Source organism: Methylorubrum subtropicum, from assembly GCF_038442325.1.
Taxonomy (GTDB): domain Bacteria; phylum Pseudomonadota; class Alphaproteobacteria; order Rhizobiales; family Beijerinckiaceae; genus Methylobacterium; species Methylobacterium subtropicum.
This window is the reverse complement of sequence record NZ_JBBXMW010000005.1, coordinates 62451-84987: the sequence shown is the minus strand read 5'-3', so window position 1 is coordinate 84987 and position 22537 is coordinate 62451. Positions and strand designations below refer to the sequence as shown.

18 protein-coding genes are annotated in these 22537 nt (G+C 69.9%); 5 read left to right on the top strand and 13 right to left on the bottom strand.

The window, feature by feature from the left end:
• Positions 1-46: 46 nt before the first annotated feature.
• Both AAHG03_RS09305 and AAHG03_RS09300 read right to left on the bottom strand, forming a co-directional pair.
• Positions 47-7294 (bottom strand): choice-of-anchor I family protein, encoded by a 7248-nt coding sequence (locus AAHG03_RS09305; RefSeq protein ID WP_342150346.1) that lies wholly within the window; start codon positions 7292-7294, stop codon positions 47-49.
• A gap of 457 nt (positions 7295-7751) precedes the next feature.
• Positions 7752-8021, bottom strand: coding sequence for a hypothetical protein (locus AAHG03_RS09300; protein WP_342150345.1), 270 nt, complete (start codon positions 8019-8021; stop codon positions 7752-7754).
• Between the two features lie 366 nt (positions 8022-8387).
• Here AAHG03_RS09300 and AAHG03_RS09295 point away from each other — a divergent pair, with 366 nt between their 5' ends.
• Positions 8388-9536 carry a DUF2778 domain-containing protein gene (locus AAHG03_RS09295; RefSeq protein WP_342150344.1) on the top strand — a complete coding sequence of 383 codons (1149 nt, stop codon included), beginning with the start codon at positions 8388-8390 and terminating at the stop codon, positions 9534-9536.
• 102 nt (positions 9537-9638) lie between these two features.
• Here AAHG03_RS09295 and AAHG03_RS09290 read toward each other — a convergent pair whose 3' ends face one another.
• The 8 genes from AAHG03_RS09290 to AAHG03_RS09255 form a co-directional block, all read right to left on the bottom strand.
• Positions 9639-9854 (bottom strand): DUF3606 domain-containing protein, encoded by a 216-nt coding sequence (locus tag AAHG03_RS09290; RefSeq protein WP_342150343.1) that lies wholly within the window; start codon positions 9852-9854, stop codon positions 9639-9641.
• Between the two features lie 55 nt (positions 9855-9909).
• Positions 9910-11055 carry an acyltransferase family protein gene (locus tag AAHG03_RS09285; RefSeq protein ID WP_342150342.1) on the bottom strand — a complete coding sequence of 382 codons (1146 nt, stop codon included), beginning with the start codon at positions 11053-11055 and terminating at the stop codon, positions 9910-9912.
• A gap of 107 nt (positions 11056-11162) precedes the next feature.
• Entirely contained in the window at positions 11163-11540 is a 378-nt protein-coding gene (locus AAHG03_RS09280) for a restriction endonuclease (protein WP_342150341.1), read from the bottom strand.
• A gap of 57 nt (positions 11541-11597) precedes the next feature.
• A complete protein-coding gene (locus tag AAHG03_RS09275) occupies positions 11598-12920 on the bottom strand; it encodes an AmpG family muropeptide MFS transporter (RefSeq protein ID WP_342150340.1) in 1323 nt (440 codons plus the stop codon).
• 127 nt (positions 12921-13047) lie between these two features.
• Entirely contained in the window at positions 13048-15087 is a 2040-nt protein-coding gene (locus AAHG03_RS09270; protein WP_342150339.1) for a family 2A encapsulin nanocompartment cargo protein cysteine desulfurase, read from the bottom strand.
• On the bottom strand, positions 15074-16465 hold the full coding sequence (locus AAHG03_RS09265; RefSeq protein ID WP_342150338.1) for a family 2B encapsulin nanocompartment shell protein: 1392 nt from the start codon (positions 16463-16465) through the stop codon (positions 15074-15076). Before AAHG03_RS09265 ends, AAHG03_RS09270 begins: the two co-directional genes overlap by 14 nt.
• A gap of 396 nt (positions 16466-16861) precedes the next feature.
• The gene (gene cysE / locus AAHG03_RS09260; protein ID WP_342150337.1) at positions 16862-17728 is read right to left on the bottom strand and encodes a serine O-acetyltransferase; all 867 of its coding nucleotides are present in this window, start codon (positions 17726-17728) and stop codon (positions 16862-16864) included.
• Positions 17729-17843: 115 nt separating this feature from the next.
• Positions 17844-18035 carry a hypothetical protein gene (locus AAHG03_RS09255; protein ID WP_342150532.1) on the bottom strand — a complete coding sequence of 64 codons (192 nt, stop codon included), beginning with the start codon at positions 18033-18035 and terminating at the stop codon, positions 17844-17846.
• Between the two features lie 253 nt (positions 18036-18288).
• Between AAHG03_RS09255 and AAHG03_RS09250 the strand changes: the two genes are divergently transcribed.
• The 3 genes from AAHG03_RS09250 to AAHG03_RS09240 all read left to right on the top strand — a co-directional run bounded on the left by AAHG03_RS09250 (position 18289) and on the right by AAHG03_RS09240 (position 19754).
• Entirely contained in the window at positions 18289-18717 is a 429-nt protein-coding gene (locus AAHG03_RS09250; protein ID WP_342150336.1) for a protein tyrosine phosphatase family protein, read from the top strand.
• 201 nt (positions 18718-18918) lie between these two features.
• Complete coding sequence (locus AAHG03_RS09245; protein ID WP_342150335.1) at positions 18919-19335, top strand: YeeE/YedE family protein; 417 nt, start codon at positions 18919-18921, stop codon at positions 19333-19335.
• Entirely contained in the window at positions 19332-19754 is a 423-nt protein-coding gene (locus tag AAHG03_RS09240; protein WP_342150334.1) for a YeeE/YedE family protein, read from the top strand. Before AAHG03_RS09245 ends, AAHG03_RS09240 begins: the two co-directional genes overlap by 4 nt.
• On the opposite strand, the gene AAHG03_RS09235 is transcribed toward AAHG03_RS09240, so the two are convergent.
• The 3 genes from AAHG03_RS09235 to AAHG03_RS09225 form a co-directional block, all read right to left on the bottom strand.
• A complete protein-coding gene (locus AAHG03_RS09235; RefSeq protein WP_342150333.1) occupies positions 19751-20041 on the bottom strand; it encodes a hypothetical protein in 291 nt (96 codons plus the stop codon). The genes AAHG03_RS09240 and AAHG03_RS09235 overlap by 4 nt on opposite strands.
• Before the next feature lie 227 nt (positions 20042-20268).
• The gene (locus tag AAHG03_RS09230) at positions 20269-20526 is read right to left on the bottom strand and encodes a hypothetical protein (RefSeq protein ID WP_342150332.1); all 258 of its coding nucleotides are present in this window, start codon (positions 20524-20526) and stop codon (positions 20269-20271) included.
• Between the two features lie 86 nt (positions 20527-20612).
• A complete protein-coding gene (locus AAHG03_RS09225; RefSeq protein WP_342150331.1) occupies positions 20613-21011 on the bottom strand; it encodes a flagellar biosynthesis repressor FlbT in 399 nt (132 codons plus the stop codon).
• A 204-nt stretch (positions 21012-21215) separates the two neighbouring features.
• On the opposite strand from AAHG03_RS09225, the gene AAHG03_RS09220 reads away from it, so the two are divergent.
• Positions 21216-22397: a flagellin N-terminal helical domain-containing protein gene (locus AAHG03_RS09220; RefSeq protein WP_342150330.1), complete on the top strand. Its 1182-nt coding sequence runs from the start codon at positions 21216-21218 to the stop codon at positions 22395-22397.
• The last annotated feature ends 140 nt before the right edge of the window (positions 22398-22537 follow it).

The window sequence follows — 22537 nt, the reverse complement described above, 5'->3', positions numbered from 1 at the left end:
TGGCCGGCCGGGACGACGGCACCCGCCGTCCCGGCCGCGTGGTCGGTCAGGCGACCAGGAAATCGCCCGCCGTCAGGGGCGCCTTGTTGGTCAGCGTGGCGAACTGCACCGCCGCCCCCGCGCCCGAGCCGTCCGCGTCGTAGGACAGGGCGCCGGTGCGGCTGTCGTAGACGATGCGGTCGTTCGCATCGACCGTCCCGCCCGCGCCGACATCCTTGAACGCGTCGGCGCTCACCGCGCCCGGGCTCAGTGCCGTGAAGATCTCGGCCGAGAGCCGGATCGTGTCGGCGGCGCCGTTGAAGTCGGTCAGACGATCGACGTTGCCGTTGCCCAGCGCCGTCGAGAACACGAAGGTGTCGGCGCCGTTGCCGCCGGTCAGCGCGTCGTTGCCGAGGCCGCCGTCGAGAATGTTGGCCCCGGCATTGCCCGTGATCGTGTTGGCGAACTCGTTGCCGGTGAGGTTGAGGGCAATCCGGCTGGTGGCGATCGTGGTCGCCAGGGTCTCGATCTCCTGCCCGGCCATGAGCGTGTAGGACACGCTCGTGGCGACGCGGTCGGTGCCCGCGCCGGCAGCCTCGATCACCCGGTCACCGGCATTGTCGACGACGTAGATGTCGTTGCCGGTTAGACCCTGCAGCACGTCGGCGCCCGTTCCACCGTTCAGCACGTTCACCCCGGCATTGCCGGTGATCGTGTTGGCGAACTCGTTGCCGACGAGGTTGAGGCCGATCCGGCTGGTGGCGATCGTGGTCGCCAGGGTCTCGATCTCCTGCCCGGCCGTGAGCGTGTAGGAGACGCTCGTGGCGACGCGGTCGGTGCCCGCGCCGGCAGCCTCGATCACCCGATCACCCGCATTGTCGACGACGTAGATGTCGTCGCCGGTCAGGCCCTGCAGGATGTCGGCCCCCGCGCCGCCGTTCAGCACGTTCACGCCGGCATTGCCGGTGATCGTGTTGGCGAACTCGTTGCCGACGAGGTTGAGGCCGATCCGGCCGGTGGCGATCGTGGTCGCCAGGGCCTCGATCTCCTGACCGGCCGTGAGCGTGTAGGACACGCTCGTGGCGACGCGGTCGGTGCCCGCGCCGATGGCCTCGATCACCCGGTCGCCGGCGTTGTCGACGACGTAGATGTCGTTGCCGGTCAGGCCCTGCAGGATGTCGGCGCCCGCGCCGCCGTTCAGCACGTTCACGCCGGCATTGCCGGTGATCGTGTTGGCGAATTCGTTGCCGGTGAGGTTGAGGGCGATCCGGCTGGTGGCGATCGTGGTCGCCAGGGTCTCGATCTCCTGACCGGCCGCGAGCGCGTACGAGACGCTCGACGCGACCCGGTCGGCCCCTTCCCCGTTCGCCTCGACGATGCGGTCGGCGGCGTTGTCGACGACGTAGATGTCGTTGCCGGCCCCGCCGATGAGAAGGTCGCGGCCGGTGCCGCCATTGAGCAGATCCTGGCCGGAGCCGCCCAGCAGCAGGTCGTCGCCCGCCAGACCGAGGAGAATGTCGTTGCCCGCCGCGCCGTCGAGCCGGTCGATGCCGTCCGTGCCGCGGTAGGTCGCCGAGACCGCCGCGGTGATCCGCAGCGGAACCTCGAAGCCGCGGGCGGCGCCGCCCTCGGCGTAGGTGAGGCCGAGCATCTGGCGGCCGGTCGGGGCGTCGTCGGCCACCGTGTAGGTGAGCGCCGCGAGCTGCGCCGCGCTCAGCGTGTCGCCGACCGCGATCGTCGCGTCACCGAGGCGCAGCGTGCCGGAATCGGGCAGGTCGGCGACGGTGTAGCTCACGCCCGCCGCGCCCGGCGGCTCGATCGAGAGGGGGGCCGCGACGCTGCCCTGCTCGACCGAAACGGTTGCGTCCGCGTCTGCCAGAACCGTGTCGTTGCGGACATCGAGGTTCTGGATGCGATCGTCCTCGGTCGGGGCGGTGTCGCGCTCGCCGTAGGGCCTGTCGCGGAAGAAGGCCGACAGGTACTCGGCGAAGGCGTCCTGCTCGGTGCCCTCGGCGGCGAAGTCCGCCGCCTGGCCGGCATCCGGGACGGTGGCGGCATCGAGCGCCACCACGTCGGCGAAGCTCGGGTTGGCCGCCACGAAGTCGCGGAACGGGTAGCCGTCGCCGCCGGTCACGAGGAAGCTCAGCGTCACCACGCGGATGGCGGCGGGCGCGTCGGCCACGACCGCACCGTCCTCGACCAGCGTGCGGGTCGGGTTGCCGGCCTCGTCGATGAGCGAGGCCGAGACCACGCGCTGGCCCGCGGGGAGGTCGGGATCGTAGCTGTAGCTGATGCCGCCGATCTGGGCGAACTGGCCGGGCGTCGCGCCCGGCGCCGTCGCCGCCACCGCGTGCTCCAGCACCGCGAGGAGCTGGTCCGCCGTCACGGTGATGAGCGAAAGCGCGTTGTTGAAGCGGAGCGAGTTGGCGATGTCGAGCTGCGAGACGTCGCCCTCGGCCTTGCCGGCCTCGGGGTTCGCCGCCGGGGGAAGCTCCGCGGGGTTGGCCGGATCGGCGCTGACCGTGCCGATCGAGTCACGGATGCCGCCGCCGTTCTTGATCGAGACGAGGACGGTGTCGTCGGCTTTTTTGGCGTACCAGAGGTTGGCGTCGGCCGAGAGGTTGCCGAGGTTGGTCTCCTCGGTGCGGACCTCGCCGCGGCGGCCTTCCAGATAGACCGAGGTCTTGCCGAAGACGTTGGCGTCCTGGCCGTTGATCACTGCGCCGACTCCCTCGGCGATGTCCCGCACGAGGTCGCCGCGGGTGCCGTCGGCGAAGGGGTCGGTGTCCACCGTGCCGTCGCCGTCGATGTCGATCGGGTCGGCGTAGAGATCATCCACCACCGCGTCGGTCGTGGCATAGGCGCCGTTGAGGCTCGGATCGAGGCTGTCGGCGATGATGTCGCCGTTCTCGTCGAACTCGACCACGAGGCGGCCGACATACGAATACTCGTTCGCCGTGTTGACGATCACCGTGGTCTTGCCGTCGGCGTTCGTCGTGACGAAGGGGTAGGTCTCTTCCGCCGTATCGCCGGGCTGGAGGCCGCGGGCGACGTCGTCGGCATCGGCCATCAGCGTGTGCGAGCCGCCGGCCACGATCACGTCCACGCCCTTGAGCAGCGGCGCCAGCGCCTTCTCCAGCGCGAGCTGCTGCAGGTGCGAGACGAGGACGATCTTGTCGATGCCCTGCGCGATCAGCGCGTCGATGGTCGGCTGAAGCACCGCGGCGAGCGCCGCCATGTCGTCGCTCTGGGGGCCCTTCACCCTGACGCCGCCGGTCGAGGACAGGCTCTGGACGATCTGCGTGGTGGCGCCGACGATGCCGATCCGCTCGCCGCCCTCCTCGATGATCGTGGCGGGCGCGATCTTCTTGTTGGCGGTGCCGACGCCGACCGCAGGCGGGAAACCGGTATAGTCGGCCGCATCCCGGATCTCGCCCGTGTAGAGCCCGCGCAGGTTGGCGTCGCCCGAGAAGTCGAGGTTGGCCGACAGGTACGGGAACTGCGCGCCGGGGAAGCCCGCGGTCTGGCGCATGATGTTGGCGAGCGCGCTGGTGCCCGCGTCGAACTCGTGGTTGCCGATCGCCGAGGCCTCGACGCCGATGATGTTCAGCATCGAGATGTCGGCGGTGCCGAAGCCGGGCGTGATGTTGAGCGTGCCGGCGGCCAACCCGTAATGGGTCTCGAGCGCGGTCTCGTAGACCTCCTTGAGCGAGGCGTCGCTGCCGGCGGCGAAGAACGGGCTCGGCAGGAAGTTGTCGCCCGACGACAGCGTGATCGAGTTGGCCTCGGTGTCTTCCAGATAATCGACGATCGCGGCGAAGTTGCCGGCGCGGTCGACGGCGTTCAGCCCCGCCTCGAAGTCGGAGGCGTGCAGGATCTGGAGGCGGTAGGGCGTGGCCGCCGGCAGATCGACTTCGTAGGCCGTGACCGTGCCGCTGACCTCGTTGGCGACCAGCAGCATGCCGGTCCCGGTCGGGCTCTCGCCGGCCGGCACGAACTTGACGATCTCCGGCGCCTTGTCGCCCGCGGCGGGGGCGAGATACTTCACGTAGGCGGGGTTGGCCGGATCGGTGACGTCGTAGATCATCACGCCGCCCTGGCGCTCCAGGCCGACGAAGGCGTAGGTCTTGTCGCCGATGGTCGCGACGTCGATGCCCTCGGGCTCGCCCGCCTTGTTGTCCGAGCGGGTGTCGAAGCTCGGGGTCTGCTCGCCGTTCTGGTTGAACACCGTGCCGGCCTCCGGCAGCGCGGCGATGATCTTCTCGAATTCGCCGCCGGTGTCGGACACCTTGGTGATGGTGCCGTCGGCGTTCTGGCGGAAGATCGACATCCCGCGCCCGCCGAAGGTGACGATCTCCTCCACGCCGGCCTGCGTCGGGTCGGTGTCGCCGTCGATGTTCGAGACGGTGAGACGGCCGGCATAGTCCTCGCTCTTGAGCGCGGCCTCCTGGCTGCCGAACACCGCGTCGTTGAGGTCGAGGGCGGAGAGGCGCGACTCGTCCGAGCCGTCGACCCGCGAATCGCCCTCGTTGGCGGTGGCGAAGTAGGTGACGCCCCCGACCGTCCAGGTCGAGACCGCGTCGGGCATCAAGAGGCCCTTGATCGGGGCGGTGACGATGTTGATCTTGCCCTGGCTGCTCGATCCGGTGCCGGGCCCGTCACGGTCGGAGAAGTCGCCCTCGTTGCCGGCGAGCGCGTGGTCCACGGTGCCGAGCGGCAGGATCGAGAGCAGGACTGGGCTGGCGCCGGTGATGTCGTAGGTCGCGACCGCGTTGTTCTCCTGAAGCGTCACGTAGGCGCGGGTGCCGTCGGCCGAGACGTCGATGTATTCGGGCTCCAGGCCCTGCGAGGCCGAGAGGCCTTCGAAGAGGCGCACGCCCGCCGCGCGTAAGCCCTCCTCCGAGCCGTCGAGCGCCCCGAAACCGGTGGTCGCGACGGTGGCGTTGGCCGCGCCCTGCGACAGGTCGATCAGCGAGACCGAGCCCGCCGAGTCCACCTCGCCCGCGCCGGGGTTCTCGCCCTCGTTGGCGACCAGCAGCTTGGTGCCGTCGGGGGTGAAGGTCAGCATGTCGGGCAGCGAGCCGACGGTCAGCGTCTTGATGAGCTGGCCCGTGGCGGTCGAGAACAGCGCCACCGTGCCCGGATCGGACTTCACCGGCGCCTCGATCGCGACCGCGAGCACGCCGTTGGCGACCGCGATGGAGTTCATGCCGCTCTCAGAGGTATAGCCCGCAACCAGCGTCGCCACGTCGATCTCGCCGATCTTGGCCGGCGCGGTCGGGTCGGCGAGATTCACGATCTCGACCCGGTCGGTGATGTTGTTCATCACGAACATGCGGTCGCTCGCGGCCTCGAAGGCGACGACCTCGGCCGAGCCCGAGCCCGAACCGGTGGCGTAGGTGCCGAGCAGGCGGGTGGCGAGGCCGTCGGTCGCGACGGGCGTCGTGGTCGAGCCGGTCAGCGTCGAGTCGCCCTCTTCGAGGATCGCGACGCCGTTCACCGCGGCGGCGGGGACGACGAGGCTCGCCAGCAGCGGATCGTGGTCGCTGGTCTGGTCGGCGAATTCGGCGTTGATGTGCACGATGTCGAACTCCGCTCCCTGCCGCAGGCCGCCGGTGACCAGGACGTGGTCCAGCGTCTGGGAGTTGCCTTCAAAGACGTAGTCGTAGCGCTCGGCCTCAGGCAGCGAGTCCATGAGGTCGGACAGGATCGCGGTGCCGCCCGGCGTGTAGGTGGCCGTGGCATCGATCGGGTCGCTGCCCGGCACGGAATAGTCGGTGAGGCTCGCCTCGCCCTTCAGGACGCTCAGCGGCTGCTCGCCGGGGAACTCGTTGAGGTCGCCCACGACCATCACCTTGGCACCTGCGTCCCGCGCCAGCAGGCGATCGACGAAGCCGTTGACGGCCTGGGCTTGGGCGGCGCGCTGCACCTCGCCCGCGTTGAAGGGCGGTTGGTCTGAGCCGAGCAGGGGCGCGCTGCCGCCCTTCGAGGTGAAGTGGTTGTTCACCACCGTCACGGTCTGACCGTTGAAGGTGAAGTCGGCGGCGAGCGGCGGACGCGAGCCGAAGAAGGGGTTTTGGACGTCGGTCTGCTGGCTCGCGTCGGCGGCGGTCAGCGGGGCGCCGTCGGCGCCGATCGTGCGCAGGGAATCCTCGACGAGGCTGACTCGGTCGGTGCGGTAGACGAAGGCGGTGCGGATGTTGCCGCCCGGCTGGCCGCCGTTGGTACCGTCGCCGATGAACGGGTTGTCGATGAAGGCGTAGGTCACGCCCGCGGGTGCCGCCGCGTTGAGGGCGTCCACCAGCGCCTGGAGGGTCGCGGCGGCGCTGGTCAGCCCGTCGTTCGTCGGGCCGTTGCCGTCCTGCACCTCTTGGAGCGCGACGATGTCGGCGGCGTTGAGCGCGCCGAGGATCTCGGAGGCGACGCGCTCGAACCGGGCGGCGCCGTCGCTCGGGTCGAGGTTCTCGGCGTTGTAGCTCGCGACCAGCAGACGGCTGGCGGAGCCGAACAGGGTGCCGTCCTCGCGCGTCAGCGGGCTCGGCTCGGCGACCGTGTAGGCCTGCGTCGCGCTGACCTGATAGGTGCCGAACTCGTAGGTGACGATGCCGGTCACGTCGGAAAGCCGGGCGCCGACATCGACGGCGGGCGTGGTGAAGCCGCGCAGCAGGCCGGAATCGTCGTCGATCTGGATGCGCTCGGGGTTGAAGTCGCCGCCTGCCGCGTCGGTGTCGCCGAAGCTTAGGCTGCCGAGATCGGTCAGGAGGTTGCCCCGCGGGGTCAATCCGGTCGCGCTCGCGCCGTTGGCGGCGTCGCCGTCGTCCACGATCGTGAAGATTTCGCCGAAGCTGCTGGTCGGGCCGGTGGCGACGGGCGCCTTCACGGTCACCAGCATGCCCTCCAGGCTCTCGAAGAAGGCGACGCCGTCCGTGAGGTTCTCGGTTGGCGGCAGCAGTCCGCCCGCGCCGCCGATCTGGACGGGGGCGATGTCGGGGGCTTGCTCGGCCTGGGCCAGCACCTGCACCGAACCCGCGACGGTGGCGGAGAGCTGCGTCGTCGTGAGGCTGCCGCGCGCCGCCCCGCTCGGCAGGAACTCGCCGACGAGCCCGGTGGCCTCCACGAGCTGGCCGACCGTGACCGCGGGGGCCGTGCGGGTGAAGACGAACAGCCCGTCCGATGTGGCGGCGTTGCCGTCGCCGGTCGGGTCCTGGATGTAGAAGCCGTTCGAATCGACCGCGGTGACGACGCCGCTCGTCGTCACGCTGGTGCCGTTGACCGGCGAGGTCGCTCCCGAGCCCTGGATCTCATAGGTACGCACGAGCGTCATCCCCCTCTGAAGACGGCAAGATGAGCCGGCCAATTATTCGGTCCGGTCGTCGTGCAGCCTCGAAGTCCGCCAGATTTCGTATGACGTCCCGGATGATCGGCCGCGCATGACGGCGTCGTGCATCGCTCAAGCGGGACGCTTTTTGTTCAGGCTTTGCTAAAACAGCGGCTCGTGACAGGCATGTGAAACGCCGATCACGCTCGCATGACCGGTTCGGCGTGCGGCGACACCCGAGCCCGGTCGCGGCGGGCCCGGTTGCGGCACGAACGAAAACGGCGGGGCTCGCGCCCCGCCGTTCGAAACTCTCAAGATTTACGGCTCGGTCGTTACGAGCCGAGCAGCACGTTGGCCGAGCCGATCACCGTCATCGCCACGCCGCAGGCGAACACGCCGATCATGCCGTAGGAAAACGCCTTCATCATGTGATCTCCCATTCCCGAGGCGGCGATCAGCAGCGGTAGCCGCCGGAGACCTGACCGTACTGCTTGGTCGGGAAGTGCTGCTGGTTGGCGTTGCCCTCCGCCGCCGAGCTCATCGGGCAGCGGTCGTAGAGGGGGCCATCGGAGCCGTTGATCGAGCCCGTGGTCGTCACGTCGTAGGGAAGGGTCGAGGTGTAGCGTCCCTTCGGGGCGCCGGCATCGAAAGCCAGGGCGGACGAGGCCGGAGCAGCAACGCCGAGAACAATCGCGGCGACGGCGGCGGCAATACGGGTCTTCATGGTGATCGCGAAACTCCTTACGCAGTGATGCCGGACCATCCGACATCGTTTCGTCTTGCGTAAGTCGAATATAGGTACCGCTTGCCCGGCGTGACGTGCCGCGACGCACGCATCGGAGCGGATGAAATTCGAGGGCCGACCTTGCAACCTCGCCGGAGGGCGCAAATCCGAACGACGGCCGGCTCCGGGCCCGGTTGCGAGGCGAAAACCACCGGGCTTTTAGCTGCCATTAACCAAAATCCCGTTCAATGACGAAGGCTTAAGGTTATCCCTTTCCTAACGGCGAAGCCCTCCCGGGCCTCACCCGCGCGTCCGCGGGGGAGGGCGGGCGGCCGTGTGGGACCCCCGCGTTGCCGAGTACCCCGCATGGACATCGCCGCGCTCGTCCAGGGCCAGTCCGCCCGGCCCGTCCGCCGCCCCCGGCGCCGGCCCGGCCTCGCGGTCCTCGCCGTCACCGCGCTGAGCGGCCTCGCGCTCGCCGGCCTGCTGCGGCAGCGGGAGGCGCCCGCCCCGACCGAGACCGCGACGCTCCAGGCCGCCGCCGAGACGCCCGAGGCGAGCGAGGCATTGCCGGCCGCCGACCTCGCCTGGATGCTCGATCCCAACCCGACCCTCGACGCACCCGGCTTCGCGCCGCGCACCACGCTGTCGGCCTCCCTCGACACCGCCTTCCGGCCGCCTGAGCCGGTCGCGCCCGCGCCGCAGGTCGCCGAACTCGCCCCCGACATCGCCGCCCCGGCCGAGGCGCCCGCCCCAGTCGCGCGTCCCGCCGCCCGCCTCGCCCTCACGGTGCCGCTGCCGGTGCGCCGCCCGGCGGAGTTCCGCTACGAGCCGCGGGAACAGGTCGCCCGCCTCGCGACGCCGAACCCGCGCGCGGGTACGCGGCAGGCGCGGGAATCGACCCGTCAGGTGTTCAGCGCCGCCGTCACCGACGACCGCTCGTTCTTCGAAAAGCTGTTCGGCGGCGCCTCCACGCCGTCGCAACCCGCGTCTGCGAACACGGCGATGGCCTATGCCGGGCAGGACGGCGGGGCGGCGGAATCGGCCGCGCGCCGCCGGCTCGTGCCGGGGCCGGTGGCCGAGCCGGGGGTCGCGGTCTACGACATCAGCGCGGCGACGGTGACGCTGCCGAGCGGCGAGGTGCTGGAGGCCCATTCGGGCCTCGGCGTCGCGCAGGACAATCCCGATTACGTCCACCTGCGCATGCGCGGCGCGACGCCGCCCGGCGTCTACGACCTGCGCGAGCGCGAGGCGCCGTTCCACGGCGTGCGGGCGATCCGCCTCAACCCGGTCGGCGGCTCGGCGGCGATCCACGGGCGCGACGGCATCCTGGCCCACACCTACATGCTGGGGCCGAGCGGCGCCTCGAACGGCTGCGTCGTGTTCAAGCAGTACGACCGCTTCCTGCGGGCCTATCTGCGCGGCGAGGTGAGGCGCATCGTCGTCGTGCCGGGCACGGCGCCCGGCATCTTCGCCAGCCGCCGCGGCGCCCGCCGCTCGGCCTCCGCCGACTAGAGAATCGTCCTGGACATGATCCAGGACGATTCTTTAACTTGCTGTGCCGCATCGGCTTTTTCCGAAAGCCGGTTCCCACCTTTCGGGCCGATGCTCTGATCCTCAAACAATGCCGCTCGCCTCGTAGGGCCAGGGCTTGCCGAGATGGGCGGCGACCTGCGCCGGATCGGAGCCGACCGCCTCGACCGCCGCCTGGACCTGCTCCACCGGCACCTCGAAGCGGCGCGCCCAGTAGGCGCGGTCGCGCGGCTCCCTCAGGACCACCGCGGCGGGGTCGCCGCCCGGATCGCCGTCCACGCCGCTGCGCTCGTTCGCCATCGTCCCGCCGCTCCGTGATCGCCCGGATCGCCGGGCCTTCCGGGCGGGGAAACCCTCACGGGGCGGGGGCGGGTTCCGGGCGCAGGCCGGGCGCGGCGCGCCGGGGCTTGGCCGGCTCCGGCACGATGTGGAACGCGGCCGGGCGCCGGAACAGGAAGTCCGCCCGCGTGCCCCGCACCAGCCGCTCGAAGGCCAGCGGCACGGTGACGGCGACGACCGTGACGATCAGGCTGGCGAGCCCGATATCGAGGGCGATCCCCGACTTCTCGGCCCCCTTGGCGATCAGCGTGCGGGTCAGCGCCATCGGCAGGAAGAAACCGAGATAGATCACGATGGAATTGCGACCGCAGGCGCGCAACGCCGCCGTGACCGGCCCGCCCGCCCGCGTCATCAGGCTGGCGAAGGCCACGATGGCGAGCGCCCCGACCGTGCCGAGCGCGAGGCTCACCCCCGGCAGCCCGGCGACGGAAGGGTGCTCGGGCATGCCGGTGGGCGTGAACACCAGCACCGCCTCCACCACCGCCCAGACGGCGAGGCCGACGAGCGCGAGGCCGGCGCGCGCCCGCACCCGGTCGGCGAACCCAAAGATCCACTCGGCGAAGAGGTAGCCGCCGAAGAAGTAGACGTAGCGGCCGCAGAACTCTTCCAGCAGGAGCGGAAGCCCCATGGGCGGCAGCATCTGCAGCCCGGCCGCCACCGCCAGGGTGACGAGCGGCGGCACCCGGCGGTGCAGCAGCTTCGTCACCACCGAGAACACGGCGAGCAGGTAGACGAACCACAGCGTCGAGTACGGCACCACTACGGCCTCGGCGAGATGCCAGCCGAAGGCCGCGAGCTTGCCCTCGGCGCCGACCGCGTCGGCGGTGATGAGCCCGGCCTTGAACACCGACTGGATCAGCACCCACAGGACGTAGAAGTAAACGAAGTGGACCACGCGCCGGTCGGCGAACAGGCGCCAGTCGCGGTCGATCACGCGGCCGAGGAACAGCCCCGAGAGCAGGAAGAAGTCCGGGATGCGGAACGGCTTGGCGAAGGCCACGAGGGTGTGCAGGAAGCCCTCGCCGCCGAGCACCTCGCCGGTGCCGAGCGTCGAGTGCATCGTCACGACGAGGAGGATGCACAGGCCCTTGGCGACATCGACCCAGGCGAGCCGGGCGGATTCCTCGGGGTGCGGGCGAAGGGGTTGCGTGGCGCCAGCCATGGGAATCCGGGCCTCCTGAGCCGGGCGATGAAGCCCGACCCTGGGGTCCCGCGGTTAATCCGGCCTCGACGGCCGGGGGAAAGCTTGTGGATCGGTTAACGAGTCCGCTACCGCCGCGCCCGGCCCTCGCCGCGGCGCTCCCGCGTCTGGCGCGTCGGTGCGTGAAAATCGTCGGGCTTGTCCCGCACCCATTCGAGGAAGCGGGCGATCTCGGGATCGGCCCGCAGCGCCTCGACCTCGGCGAGCCGCCTTGCGATCTCGGCCTCGCTGTAGCGGGCGTGGATCGCCGAATGGCAGATCTGGTGCAGCCGCACGGTCGCCCCGCGGGCCCCGCCCTTCAGCTTCGGCGTGAGATGGTGGAGGCTCTGGCGGGCGTGCCGCGGAATCGGTCGCTCGCAAAGCGGACAGATCGGCAGGGCCTCGGGCTTGGGCCCGTGCGTCTCGGGATCGTCGTCGCGCCAGCGCCGGATTCGCCGTCCTACCAAGCCCGTCCCCCCTCATGCGTCAGGAGAACGGCGCGGGCGGCGAATCTTTCCGTCCGCTCAGTGCCCTGCGGACGGCGGCGTCTCGTCGGAGAGGCCGACTTTGGCCCAGACGTAGACGGCGAGCAGAGCCACCGGCACGCCGATCAGCGAGGTGAGGACGAAGAACCACGAAAACCCCGTCCGCTCGACGATGAAGCCGGAAAACCCGGCCAGGATGCTGCCGGGGAAGGCGCAGAGCGAGGTGAGCAGCCCGAACTGGCTCGCGGCGTGCTCGGTGGAGGCCAGCGTCGACATGTAGGTGATCAGCACCACCGAGGCGAAGGCGTAGGCGAACCCGTCGATGCCCACCGTGATCGCGAAGGTCCAGAACGCCGTGCCGCCGTCGCCGCCATGCGCCGCGAGGTAGGCGAGGCTCAGATGCGAGGCCGAGGCCGCCACCGTGCCGACGAGCAGGCTCGTCAGCAGGCCGATGCGCGGGATCAGCGCGCCGGCCAGGAACGTCCCGCCGAGCCCGATCCAGAAGCCGAACAGCTTGGTGACCGTGGCGATGTCGGTGTTGGAAAAACCCTGGTGTTTGAACAGCGGCACCGCCATGGCGTTCGCCACGTAGCCCGGCATGCGGAAGCCCGCGACGAGCAGCAGGATCGCGGGCGCCATGGGTCCCAGCCGCCGCCACAGGTCGCGGATCGGGCTCCAGACCGTGTCGAGGAAGCCGGCGCGCGGCGGATGAGGCGTCCGGTCCGAATCCGGCTCGGGCGCGAAGACGGCGGCGACCATGCCGACCAGCATCAGGGCGCCCATGCCGAGATAGGCGCCGCGCCAGCCGATCCGGTCCGCCAGGACCAGGGCGCCCGCGCCCGCCGCGAGGTTGCCGATGCGCCAGCCGATCTCGGTCCACGAGGAGAGCACCGCCTGCTTCTCGGGCGGGCGCACGCTGGTGATGCGCCAGCCGTCGATGACGAGGTCGAGGGTCGCGCCGGCAAATCCGAGCGCCACCGAGAAGGCGATGGTCCAGCCGAGCCAGTGCGCCGGGTCGCCGAAGGCGATGCCGGCCAGCATCGCCATGACGCCGAGCTGCGCCACCACGATCCAGCCGCGGCGGCGCCCGAGCCAGCGGCCGAGCCCCGGCGGGTCGTAGCGGTCGAGGAAGGGCGCCCAGACGAACTTGAACTTGTAGGCGAGCGTCATCTCGCTGAGCAGCCCGATCGTCGCGATCGAGATGCCGATGTCCGACAGCCACGCCGATTGCGTCCCGTAGACCAGTAGGAAAGGGATGCCGGAGGTGAAGCCGAGCCCGAGCGCAGGGGCGATGCGCCGGTCGGTGAACAGCGCCGACCAGAACGGCGCGGGCTCCGAGGCGACCTTCGTCGGCGCGTTCATGCTGGTCCGGCTCCGCTGCGCTTCACTGCATAGGCCGTGCCCTGGCGACGGCTCAAGCGGGGCTAAAACGCGAAGCGGCCCCCACGGGGTTGCCATGGGGGCCGCTTCGTCTCGCGTGATCGCGCCCTCAGTGCCGCGGCAGGGTCCGCAGGCCTTTCAGGAACACGTCCACGTCCTCGCGGGTGTTGTAGAAGGCGAGCGAGGCGCGCACCGACTGATCGACGCCGAAGCGGCGGAGCGCCGGCAGGGCGCAGTGGTGGCCGGAGCGCACCGCGATGCCGTGGGCGTCGAGGTGGTGGGCGACCGTCTCGTTCGTCACGCCATCGACCGTGAAGGACATCACGCTCGCCTTGTGGCGGGCGGTGCCGATCAGGCGCAGGCCCTTGATGTCGGCCAAGCCCTCTTGGGCATACTCCAAGAGGTCGTGCTCGTAGGCCGAGATCGCCGGCAGCCCCACGCTCTCGAGATAGTCGAGCGCCGCGCCGAGGCCGACCGCGCCGGCGATGTCGGGCGTGCCCGCCTCGAACTTTTCCGGGGCGCCCTTGTAGACGGTCTTCGAGAACGTAACGTCCTCGATCATGTGGCCGCCGCCCTGCCACGGCGGCATCGCCTCCAAGAGGTGTTTCTTTCCGTAGAGCGCGCCGATGCCGGTCGGTCCGAACACCTTGTGGCCGGAAAACACCAGGAAGTCGGCATCGAGCGCCTGCACGTCGATCGGGATGTGCGGCGTCGATTGCGCGGCATCGACCAGCACCGGCACGCCGTAGGCATGCGCCAGCGCGATGATCTCCTGGATCGGGTTCACCGTGCCGAGCGCGTTGGCGACATGCGTCACCGAGACGATCTTGGTGCGGCCCGAGAGCAGCGCCGCGTATTGCTCGAAGATGATGTCGCCGCGATCATCGACCGGGATCACCCGGATCGTCGCGCCGGTCTGTTGCGCCAGCAATTGCCAGGGCACGATGTTGGCGTGGTGCTCGATCGTCGAGACGATGATCTCGTCGCCCGGCCCGATATTGGCGCGGCCGTAGGAATTGGCCACGAGGTTGATCGCCTCCGTGGTGCCGCGCAGGAAGACGATGTCGTCCTTCGACGGCGCGTTGAGGAAGCGCCGGGTCTTCTCGCGCCCGCCCTCGAACAGGTCGGTGGAGCGCGCCGCCAGCGTGTGTGCGGCCCGGTGGATGTTCGAGTTGTGACGACCGTAGAACTCGGAGGTCGCGTCGATCACGCTCTGCGGCTTGTGGGTGGTGGCCGCGTTGTCGAGCCAGACGAGGCGGTGCCCGTTCACGCTCTGGTGCAGCGCCGGAAAGTCCTTGCGGACGTGCTCGACATCGAACGGCGCGCCCGCCGGCACCGACCCGTGCGAGGTCACCCGCGGGGCGGGGCCGTGATGGCGCGCGGGCTCGACCCGCGGCTGGGCGTGGCCCTTCGCCTTACGGGCCGGCGGCGGGGCCGGGCTCAGGAAGTAGTAGTCGCCCGTGTTGTCGGGCGCCGGCACGCTCGGATGCGGCAGGTGCCCATGCTGGGCGAAGTGTTCCTGCGCCTCGTCCTTGCCGCCCTTGCCCGGAGCGGCGGGCACGAGATGCGGCGCGAGCGCGTGGGCGAAGCCGTTGGCACGCGGATGGTCGGCTGCGACCTGACGGTGCAGGTCGTGCCCGCCGGGAATCGCCGCCGCCACGTCGGGCACGCTCGGCACGAAGTACTCCGGAAACCGGTTCTGGTTCGGGAGCGGGTGCACCGAGGGGATCCCCGCCACATCGAAAACATTCGCGCTCGCAGGCGCGGGCGTCGAGCCGATGGGGTTGGCGTGCGACGGGCCGGAGAGGCCCGGCAGACCGACCGGCGGCGCGCCGAACGAGCGAGCCGCGAGCGCCGACGCGTCGGGTTGGACGCCTGACGGCAAGGCCCCCGACGGCGCAGAGGGCGTACCGAGGGTGGCGCCGGGCAGCGCAGGCTGCCCGGAACCGGAGGGAAGGGTCTCGAAGCCTTGAGGGGCTTGAGGCGTCTGCGGCAGGTGGGGCTGGAACGGGGCGCTCGACGCCTGTCCCTGGCCGTAGATCTCGCGGGCGAGGCGCCCGACGAGGTCGGCGTGCGCCCGATCACCCGCGCTGCCGGTCGGGAGACCGAGCGCCGAAATGCCCCCGAGCCCGGCGTTAGGCGTAGTCATGGTAGTTGCCCAGCAGCACGTTATCGAGACGGGCGATGGCGTCCTCGACCAGCACGGCGGCCGAGAAGTAGCGGGTCACGAGGTGCGAGGCGATGGAGTGGTCGTTGGTGCCCATGTAGCGCACCGACAGGCCGGGCTCGATCTCGCCGGTCACGCCCGACTTCTGCAGGCCGACCACGCCCTGCTCGCCCTCGCCGACGCGCAGCAGCAGGATCGAGGTGGTCTGCGCGCCCGTCGCCGGATCGATGTCGATCGGCAGCTTGTCGCTGGGCACCAGAGGCACGCCGCGCCACGTGATGAACGGGGCGCCGAACAGGTGGACGACGACCGGCGGCACGCCGCGGCGGGTGGCCTCACGGCCGAAGGCCGCGATGGCGCGGGGATGGGCCACGAAGAAGGCCGGCTTCTTCCACACCAGGGTCAGCAGCTCGTCGAGGTCGTCCGGGGTCGGCGGGCCGGAGCGGGTCGGGATGCGCTGGCGGCCGGAGACCTCGTTGAGCAGGCCGAACTGCGCGTTGTTCAGAAGCTCCCACTCCTCGCGCTCCTTCACGGCATCGACCGTGAGGCGGATCTGCTCGCGCAGCTGATCGATCTCGTTGGAATAGAGGTCGGTGACGCGGGTATGGGTGTTGAGGATCGTCTGGATCGTCGAGAGGTGATACTCGCGCGGATCGATCTCGTAATCGACGAAGGTGGTCGGCAGGCGCGGCTCGCCGGTATGGACCGCCAGGAGTTCGATGCCCTGCTCGCCGTAGGAGTTGGTGTGGCCTTTGAGGCGGTCGCGCTCCTCCTGATACTGGTCGATGCGCGCGCGGATGCCCTCGTCCTCGACCGCGGCCGGATCGAGCGTCAGCAGCGTGACTGCCGAGAGTGCCTTCACGGCCGGCGCGGGACCGGCCTCGCCGACGAGCGCGCCCTCGCCGAAATAGTCGCCGCGGGTAGCGAGCCCCTGGCGCAGGCGCCCCTTGTAGGGGCCCGACAGGGTCAGCTCGACGGTGCCCTCGGTGACCACGACGAGGCTGCGGCCGGTCGAGCCCTCCTCGGCGATGGTCTCGCCGGCCTTGTGCCGGCTCTCCTTGAATTTCTGGGCCAGCGCCGAGAGTTCGGCGTCGCCCAAGCGGCTGAACAGCGGCACCGCGCGCAGCGAAGCGGCGCGGACCGAGCGGGCGCCGTCGTCGTGGGCCAGTTCGACCCGGCCGGACTTGGCCAGCACCACGGCGCGGCGGTTGACGCGGTAGACGCCGCCCGCGACGTCGACGAAGGGCAGGAGCCGCAGCAGGAAGCGGGGGGTGTTGGCGACGTTCTGGACCGAGGTGACGGTCGCGGTCGCTAGGTTGCGCGCGGCGGAGGCGCTCACGCTCAGGCCCGGTCCACTCATCTGTCGTCGTCTCCGTTGTCGTCTTTGGGATGGGCCGCATCGACGCTGCGACGCGGACAAAGCTCCGCATCGCCGCCGCGCTGGTCTTGGGCGTGCCCGGCCTGGATTGAGAAATTTAGTTGTTCCGCTGCCTGTGCTTGTCTTGGTCTTGCGGAATGTCGGGAAGCTAGGGGCCAGCGGTGATTCGGGTCAATAGAAAGGTTTTCTCAATTTACGGGCATTCGTAAATGTGTTTCCTACGAAGTGTCATATAAGCAATAATACGTTCTACAAAAGCGTCGCAAAGGAGAATGATCTCCTGCATAATCCAGAATGCCAGCTCGTCTTGGCAAGGATTTTTGGGGGCCTAAGCCCGATGGAGGCGTGCGCCGCCGCCGACGGTCCGGCCACGGCGGCTCAGATGCCGTCCCCGTAGCCGACGAAGGACTGGTCCATGCTCTGCGCCGGGTTGTCGTCGATGGCGAGACGCGAGACGACGCGGGCCGGCACGCCCGCCACCGTGGTGTGGGCCGGCACCTCGTGCAGGACGACCGCGGCGGCGGCGACCTTCGCGCCCTCGCCGACGCGGATGTTGCCGAGCACCTTGGCGCCGACGCTGAGCAGCACCCCGCGGGCGATCTTCGGGTGGCGGTCGCCGCTCTCCTTGCCGTTGCCGCCGAGCGTGACGGATTGGAGGATCGACACGTCGTCGGCCACCACCGTGGTTTCGCCGATGACGACGCCGGTGGCGTGGTCGATGAACACGCCCGAGCCGATCCGCGCCGCCGGATGGATGTCGCAGCCGAACACCTCCGAGATGCGGCTCTGGAGATGGAGCGCCAGCGTCGCCCGGCCCTGCTCCCACAGCCAGTGGGCGACCCGGTAGGCTTCGAGGGCGGCGAAGCCCTTGTAGAACAGGAACGGGTCGAGATAGCGCCGACAGGTCGGGTCGCGCTCGCGGATCGCGACGAGGTCGCGCACGGCCTGGACCGAGAGGTGCGGATCGGCCTCGAACGCCGAGAGGCAGAGGTCGCGCACGGTCAGCCGCGACAGGTCGCCGTCGCCGAGCCGGTGGGCGAGGCGATAGGCCAGCGCCCCCGAGAGCCCGCGCTGGTCGAGCACGGTCGCCTGGATCAGCCCGGCATAGAGCGGCTCCTCGATCAGCGCGGCCTCGGATTCGGCCCGCAATTCGCGCCAGACCTCCGCCTCGGCCGTGCCCCGATGGGTGGCGCGCAAGGGCGGCTGGGCAAGGCCCGCGCGGGCCTCGATGGTGCCGATGGTCATGCGGGAGGCGGTCCTAGAGCATTGGCCCGAAAGGTGGGTACCGGCTTTCGGAAAAAAGCCGATGCGGCACAACAACTTGGACAATCGTCCTGGATTTCATATCCAGGACGATTGTCTAGTTCACCCGCCGGAACATCGCCGGCAGGTAGGCCTGAAGGATCTCGTGGCCCTCGAACTCGACATCGACCGTGGCCGCCTCGCCCTCGGACGGGTGGATGCCGACGACCCGGCCGGTGGCGTTGCGCCAGATGCCAAGCGTCTCGGCGAGGTCGAGCCGGGCGAACCGCACCGCGTCGCCGGGGCTCATGCCGCCGACCGGCCCGCCCCGCTCCGGCCCCCGGCGCCCCGCCGGACGCGGCACGGAAAATCTCTTCCAACTCCGTCCGTCGTGAGGGAAGACTTCCATCGCGCGGTCTCCTTGCCCTGGCAAAATCTTCGCTAAGTCTCTGTTATAGCTTGATAATTATGGATGAGCGGCCGCTTGGCAAGCCTTGTCCCGGAAGATTCCGCAGGCTAACCCGCCGGGGACGGCCCGCTCGCGGGCGCAAAGGTTCGACGCCATGAAGCGCACGATCATCGACCAAAAGTTCTCCGTGGCTGGCCAGCCCTCGCCGGAGGAGATCGCAGCGCTCGGCCGCGAGGGCGTCGCGCTCCTCATCAACAACCGGCCGGACGGCGAGGAGCCGGATCAGCCCGGTTCCGCGACCGAGCGCGCGGCGGCGGAGGCGGCGGGAATCGGCTATCTCGATCTCCCCGTGACCGGGCCGACGATCACCCGCGCGGCGGTCGAGGATTTCTCCGCGGCGGTCGCGGCGGCGCCCGGTCCCGTGGTCGCCCATTGCCGCAGCGGCACGCGCTCGCTGACCCTGTGGGCGCTCGGCGAGGTGCTGGCCGGGCGCCTGCGCCGCGACGATGTTTCCGAACTCGGCGCTCGCCACGGCTTCGACCTGTCGGGTGCCGTGCACTGGCTCGACGCCAACGAGCAGTGAGGAACCAGTCGAGCCGGCGGCCCTTCCTACCCACCCCCTCATCCTGAGGTGCCGCGCAGCGGCCTCGAAGGAGGGCGCCAGGGATCGCTGAGACTTCTGGAGCCCTCCTTCGAGGCTTCGCTACGCTCCGCACCTCAGGATGAGGGGATTGGATGGGATGGGGCGTAAGGCTTCGAAGCCTCGAAACGAGAGGAGACGACGATGCACCCTTATCTCGCCGGCCTTACCGGCGGCGCCCTGATCGGGCTGTCGGTTGCCGGGTTGATGCTGCTCAACGGGCGCATCGCCGGGATCAGCGGGCTGGTGGCCGGGCTCGGGCAGGATCGCGGCGAGCGGCGGCTGACCGACCTCGCCTTCGTCGCCGGTCTGATCGCCGGGCCGGCCGTGTTCGCATGGCTCGCCGGGGCGTGGCCGGAGATGCGCTTCGTCGCCTCGCTGCCCGTGCTGGCGCTGGCGGGCCTGCTCGTCGGCTTCGGCACGCGGATGGGCTCCGGCTGCACCAGCGGCCACGGCGTCGCGGGCCTCGCCCGACTCTCGCCGCGTTCGCTCGCGGCGGTGCTCACCTTCCTCGTTGCGGGCATGCTGACGGTCGCGGCCCTGCGCGGGTTCGCACCATGATCGCGCGTCTGACCGCCGCGCTTGCCATGGGCGTCGTCTTCGGCCTCGGCCTGTCGCTGTCGGGCATGCTCGACCCGGCCCGCGTCCAGGGCTTTCTCGACGTGACGGGGGCCTGGGACCCGACCCTGATGTTCGTGCTCGGCGGCGCCGTGAGCGTGGCGCTCGCGGGCTTCGCGCTGGCCCGGCGCCTGCCGCGCCCGGCGCTCGACGCCCGCTTCGACCTGCCGACGAACCGCCGGATCGACGCGCCGCTGCTCGGCGGGGCGGCCCTGTTCGGCATCGGCTGGGGGCTGTCGGGCCTCTGCCCCGGCCCGGCGGTGGCTGCACTCGCGACGGGGGCGCCGCCGATCTTCGTGTTCGTGCCGGCGATGCTGGTCGGCATGGCGGCGTTCCGCCTCGTGCAGGCGCGTCTGGGTTAGGGGCCGCGCCGGGGGCGGAAGAAGCGCGGGATGAACCGGCTGCGGCCGGGCGGCGGCTGCGCCGCGTCGTGCCCGTCGGCGGGCGCGTCCGGTTCGGCATCGTCCGCTTCGACTTGGAGCCGGCTCAGCACGTCGGTCACGAGGTCCGGGACCGGGTGGCGGCAATCCTCCAGCAGGTGGACCGCCTCGCCGAGCGCCGTCACCTTGGCGGCCGAGGGGGCCCCGAGCAGGCTCTCCGACAGGATCTGGTCGGCCAGCTCCCCGGCCAGCCGGGACACTTCGGACAATCGTTCTGGGGAAGGGCTCGGTTGCGACATCGCACGATCACGCCTCGACAGGCCTCGTCGGATGCGCGGGCAGGCGAGGAGGCGTCAACATAGGTAACAATCGGAGCTAGCAAGATCCGACTTTGCGTGAAATCTATATTGAGGTCGTGGTTTCGGCAATGGAGGGGCTCGATCGCGTCTCAAGCGGCCCACAGGCATTGCCGAACACGCTGCGCGCCGGCCGGTCTCTACGGTTGCCCGACACGGTCGCCGAGCGCCACGAGGGAACTGATCCGCTGCAACTCCTCCCGGGCGAGGCGGATCGCGGCGTCGAACCCGCCCTCAGACCCGCCCTCTTCTGCGGGCAGCCAGATCGCCCACTCGCACAGGAGGCCGCCCTGCGATCCGTACTCGAAGCGCACCCGCACGCGGTCGCTGCCGCTCGTCGGGTCCATGGTCCGCTCCACCGCCCGGACCTCGATCCACGTCTCCGCCGCCGCCGTCATCGACGTCTCACTCCCGCCTTTGAGGGGGCGGGAGCATGCCGTGAGCCGGCTCGTGACGCCGCAAAGTATGTAAGGGCGGAAGCGCGCTATTCCTGCGGCTTCGCCAGATGCTCCTGCAGGCTGCGCTCGTAGGCGACGAGGTCGCGACCGCGCTTGACCGCGCGGTGGTATTGCTGCGCCGACAGCTCGTCCTGGATCGCCAGGATGTAGGGGGCCATGCTGGGGGCGGCCTCCATCAGCGCGTTGGCCTGCCGCACGAACAGGTCGTCGGCCTCGGCCGGGTTGTCGGCGAGGTAGATCAGCTGGAGCGTCACGCACAGGCGCTTGGCGGCGGTGTCGGCCTCCGCCTCGAAGATGATCTCGCTCTCGCGCAGGAACTTGCACTGGTTCTCGATCATGAACACCGACCGCCGGTCGCCGTTGCGGATCACCGCGCCGTTGATGATCAGCCGTTCGTTGGGCTTCAGTTCGATGCGGAGCGGCATGGTTAGGAGTTCCTTGATCGATCGAGGGAAGAGGAAAGTCTCGAAGCTTCGTTAACTATCGCGGCAAGTGTTGCGGCTCGACTTGGCTTGAACCGGCTAATACGGGGCGAAACCGTCGATCGGATTAAGGTCTCGGCAAGGCGCGGGGTGAAATGTCGGGGAGCCGCCAAAACGACGGCTTCGAGACCCAATAGGATCGCCCCCATGTCCTCCGGCATCACCCTTTCCGCCGCCACCCGCCAGAACCTGCTCTCGCTGCAGGACACCGCCTCGCTCACCTCGACCACCCAGAACCGCCTCGCCACGGGCCTGAAGGTGTCCTCGGCGCTCGACAGCCCGGTCAACTTCTTCACCGCCCAGTCCCTGTCCAACCGTTCGGCCGACCTCGGCGGCCTGCTCGACTCGATCTCGAACGGCGTCCAGGCGATCCAGGCGGCCAACCAGGGCATCACCTCGATCTCGAAGCTGATCGACTCGGCCAAGTCCACGGCGAACCAAGCGCTCTCGACCCAGATCACCACCACCGGCACCGCCACGGCCGACTTCGATGCGACGACCGGCGGCGACGTCAACTTCTACGTCAACGGCACCGCCAAGTCCGTGACGATCGCCGACGGCACGACCATCGACGACGCCATCTCCGCCCTCAACACCGAGGCCGGCAGCAAGATGTTCTCGAAGGACAAGACCGGCGAGAAGATCGTCCTGAACGCCAGCTCCGACGTCGAGTTCGCCGACACCGCGAGCCAGACGTTGCTCGGCTTCACCGCCGGCACCGGCACGGCGCCCGATCTCGGCGACGCCACCACCCGGCCGACGGTCGCCCAGGCCAGCGAGCTCACGGTCTCCGGCGTCGAGAGCCGCAAGAAGCTCGCCGACCAGTACAACAGCCTGCTGACGCAGATCACGCAGCTGTCGAAGGACTCGAGCTTCAACGGCGTCAACCTGATCTCGAACGGCGACAGCAGCAACAAGCTGCACATCGCCTTCAACGAGAAGGACACCGCCAACCTCGACGTCCAGGGCCAGGATCTGACCTCGGACGGCCTCGGCCTCACGTCGATCACCGCGGGCACCAACGGCACCGGCAACTTCCTGCTCGATGCCGACATCAAGACGACGCTGACCACGCTGGGCAGCGCCACGGACACCCTGCGGGCGGCGAGCTCCACCTTCGGCTCGAACCTCTCGGTCGTGCAGAACCGTCAGACCTTCTCGAAGAACCTGATCAACGTGCTCGACACGGGTGCGGCCAACCTGACGAACGCCGACCTCAACCAGGAGGCGGCCAACTCCCAGGCGCTCTCGACCCGCCAGTCGCTGGGCATCTCGGCCCTGTCGCTGGCCAACCAGGCGCAGCAGAGCGTGCTCCAGCTCCTCCGCTGATCCTTGAAGTTCGCCCGCGCTCTCGGCGCGGGCGAACACTGTCCTCAATCGGAACGCGAAGACGGCCGGAGCCCCGCTCCGGCCGTCTTCGCGTTCCGGGACGAAGAAATTCGCCAGGAAAAACGCGACGTTAACCTGCC

Excerpts from the sequence above, each read along its gene's own strand:
- AAHG03_RS09300 (WP_342150345.1), bottom strand. The coding sequence starts at position 8,021 with ATGAAGACCCGTATTGCCGCCGCCGTCGCCGCGATTGTTCTCGGCGTT.
- AAHG03_RS09295 (WP_342150344.1), top strand. The coding sequence starts at position 8,388 with ATGGACATCGCCGCGCTCGTCCAGGGCCAGTCCGCCCGGCCCGTCCGC.
- AAHG03_RS09290 (WP_342150343.1), bottom strand. The coding sequence starts at position 9,854 with ATGGCGAACGAGCGCAGCGGCGTGGACGGCGATCCGGGCGGCGACCCC.
- AAHG03_RS09285 (WP_342150342.1), bottom strand. The coding sequence starts at position 11,055 with ATGGCTGGCGCCACGCAACCCCTTCGCCCGCACCCCGAGGAATCCGCC.
- AAHG03_RS09275 (WP_342150340.1), bottom strand. The coding sequence starts at position 12,920 with ATGAACGCGCCGACGAAGGTCGCCTCGGAGCCCGCGCCGTTCTGGTCG.
- AAHG03_RS09270 (WP_342150339.1), bottom strand. The coding sequence starts at position 15,087 with ATGACTACGCCTAACGCCGGGCTCGGGGGCATTTCGGCGCTCGGTCTC.
- AAHG03_RS09265 (WP_342150338.1), bottom strand. The coding sequence starts at position 16,465 with ATGAGTGGACCGGGCCTGAGCGTGAGCGCCTCCGCCGCGCGCAACCTA.
- cysE (WP_342150337.1), bottom strand. The coding sequence starts at position 17,728 with ATGACCATCGGCACCATCGAGGCCCGCGCGGGCCTTGCCCAGCCGCCC.
- AAHG03_RS09255 (WP_342150532.1), bottom strand. The coding sequence starts at position 18,035 with ATGAGCCCCGGCGACGCGGTGCGGTTCGCCCGGCTCGACCTCGCCGAG.
- AAHG03_RS09250 (WP_342150336.1), top strand. The coding sequence starts at position 18,289 with ATGAAGCGCACGATCATCGACCAAAAGTTCTCCGTGGCTGGCCAGCCC.
- AAHG03_RS09245 (WP_342150335.1), top strand. The coding sequence starts at position 18,919 with ATGCACCCTTATCTCGCCGGCCTTACCGGCGGCGCCCTGATCGGGCTG.
- AAHG03_RS09240 (WP_342150334.1), top strand. The coding sequence starts at position 19,332 with ATGATCGCGCGTCTGACCGCCGCGCTTGCCATGGGCGTCGTCTTCGGC.
- AAHG03_RS09230 (WP_342150332.1), bottom strand. The coding sequence starts at position 20,526 with ATGACGGCGGCGGCGGAGACGTGGATCGAGGTCCGGGCGGTGGAGCGG.
- AAHG03_RS09225 (WP_342150331.1), bottom strand. The coding sequence starts at position 21,011 with ATGCCGCTCCGCATCGAACTGAAGCCCAACGAACGGCTGATCATCAAC.
- AAHG03_RS09220 (WP_342150330.1), top strand. The coding sequence starts at position 21,216 with ATGTCCTCCGGCATCACCCTTTCCGCCGCCACCCGCCAGAACCTGCTC.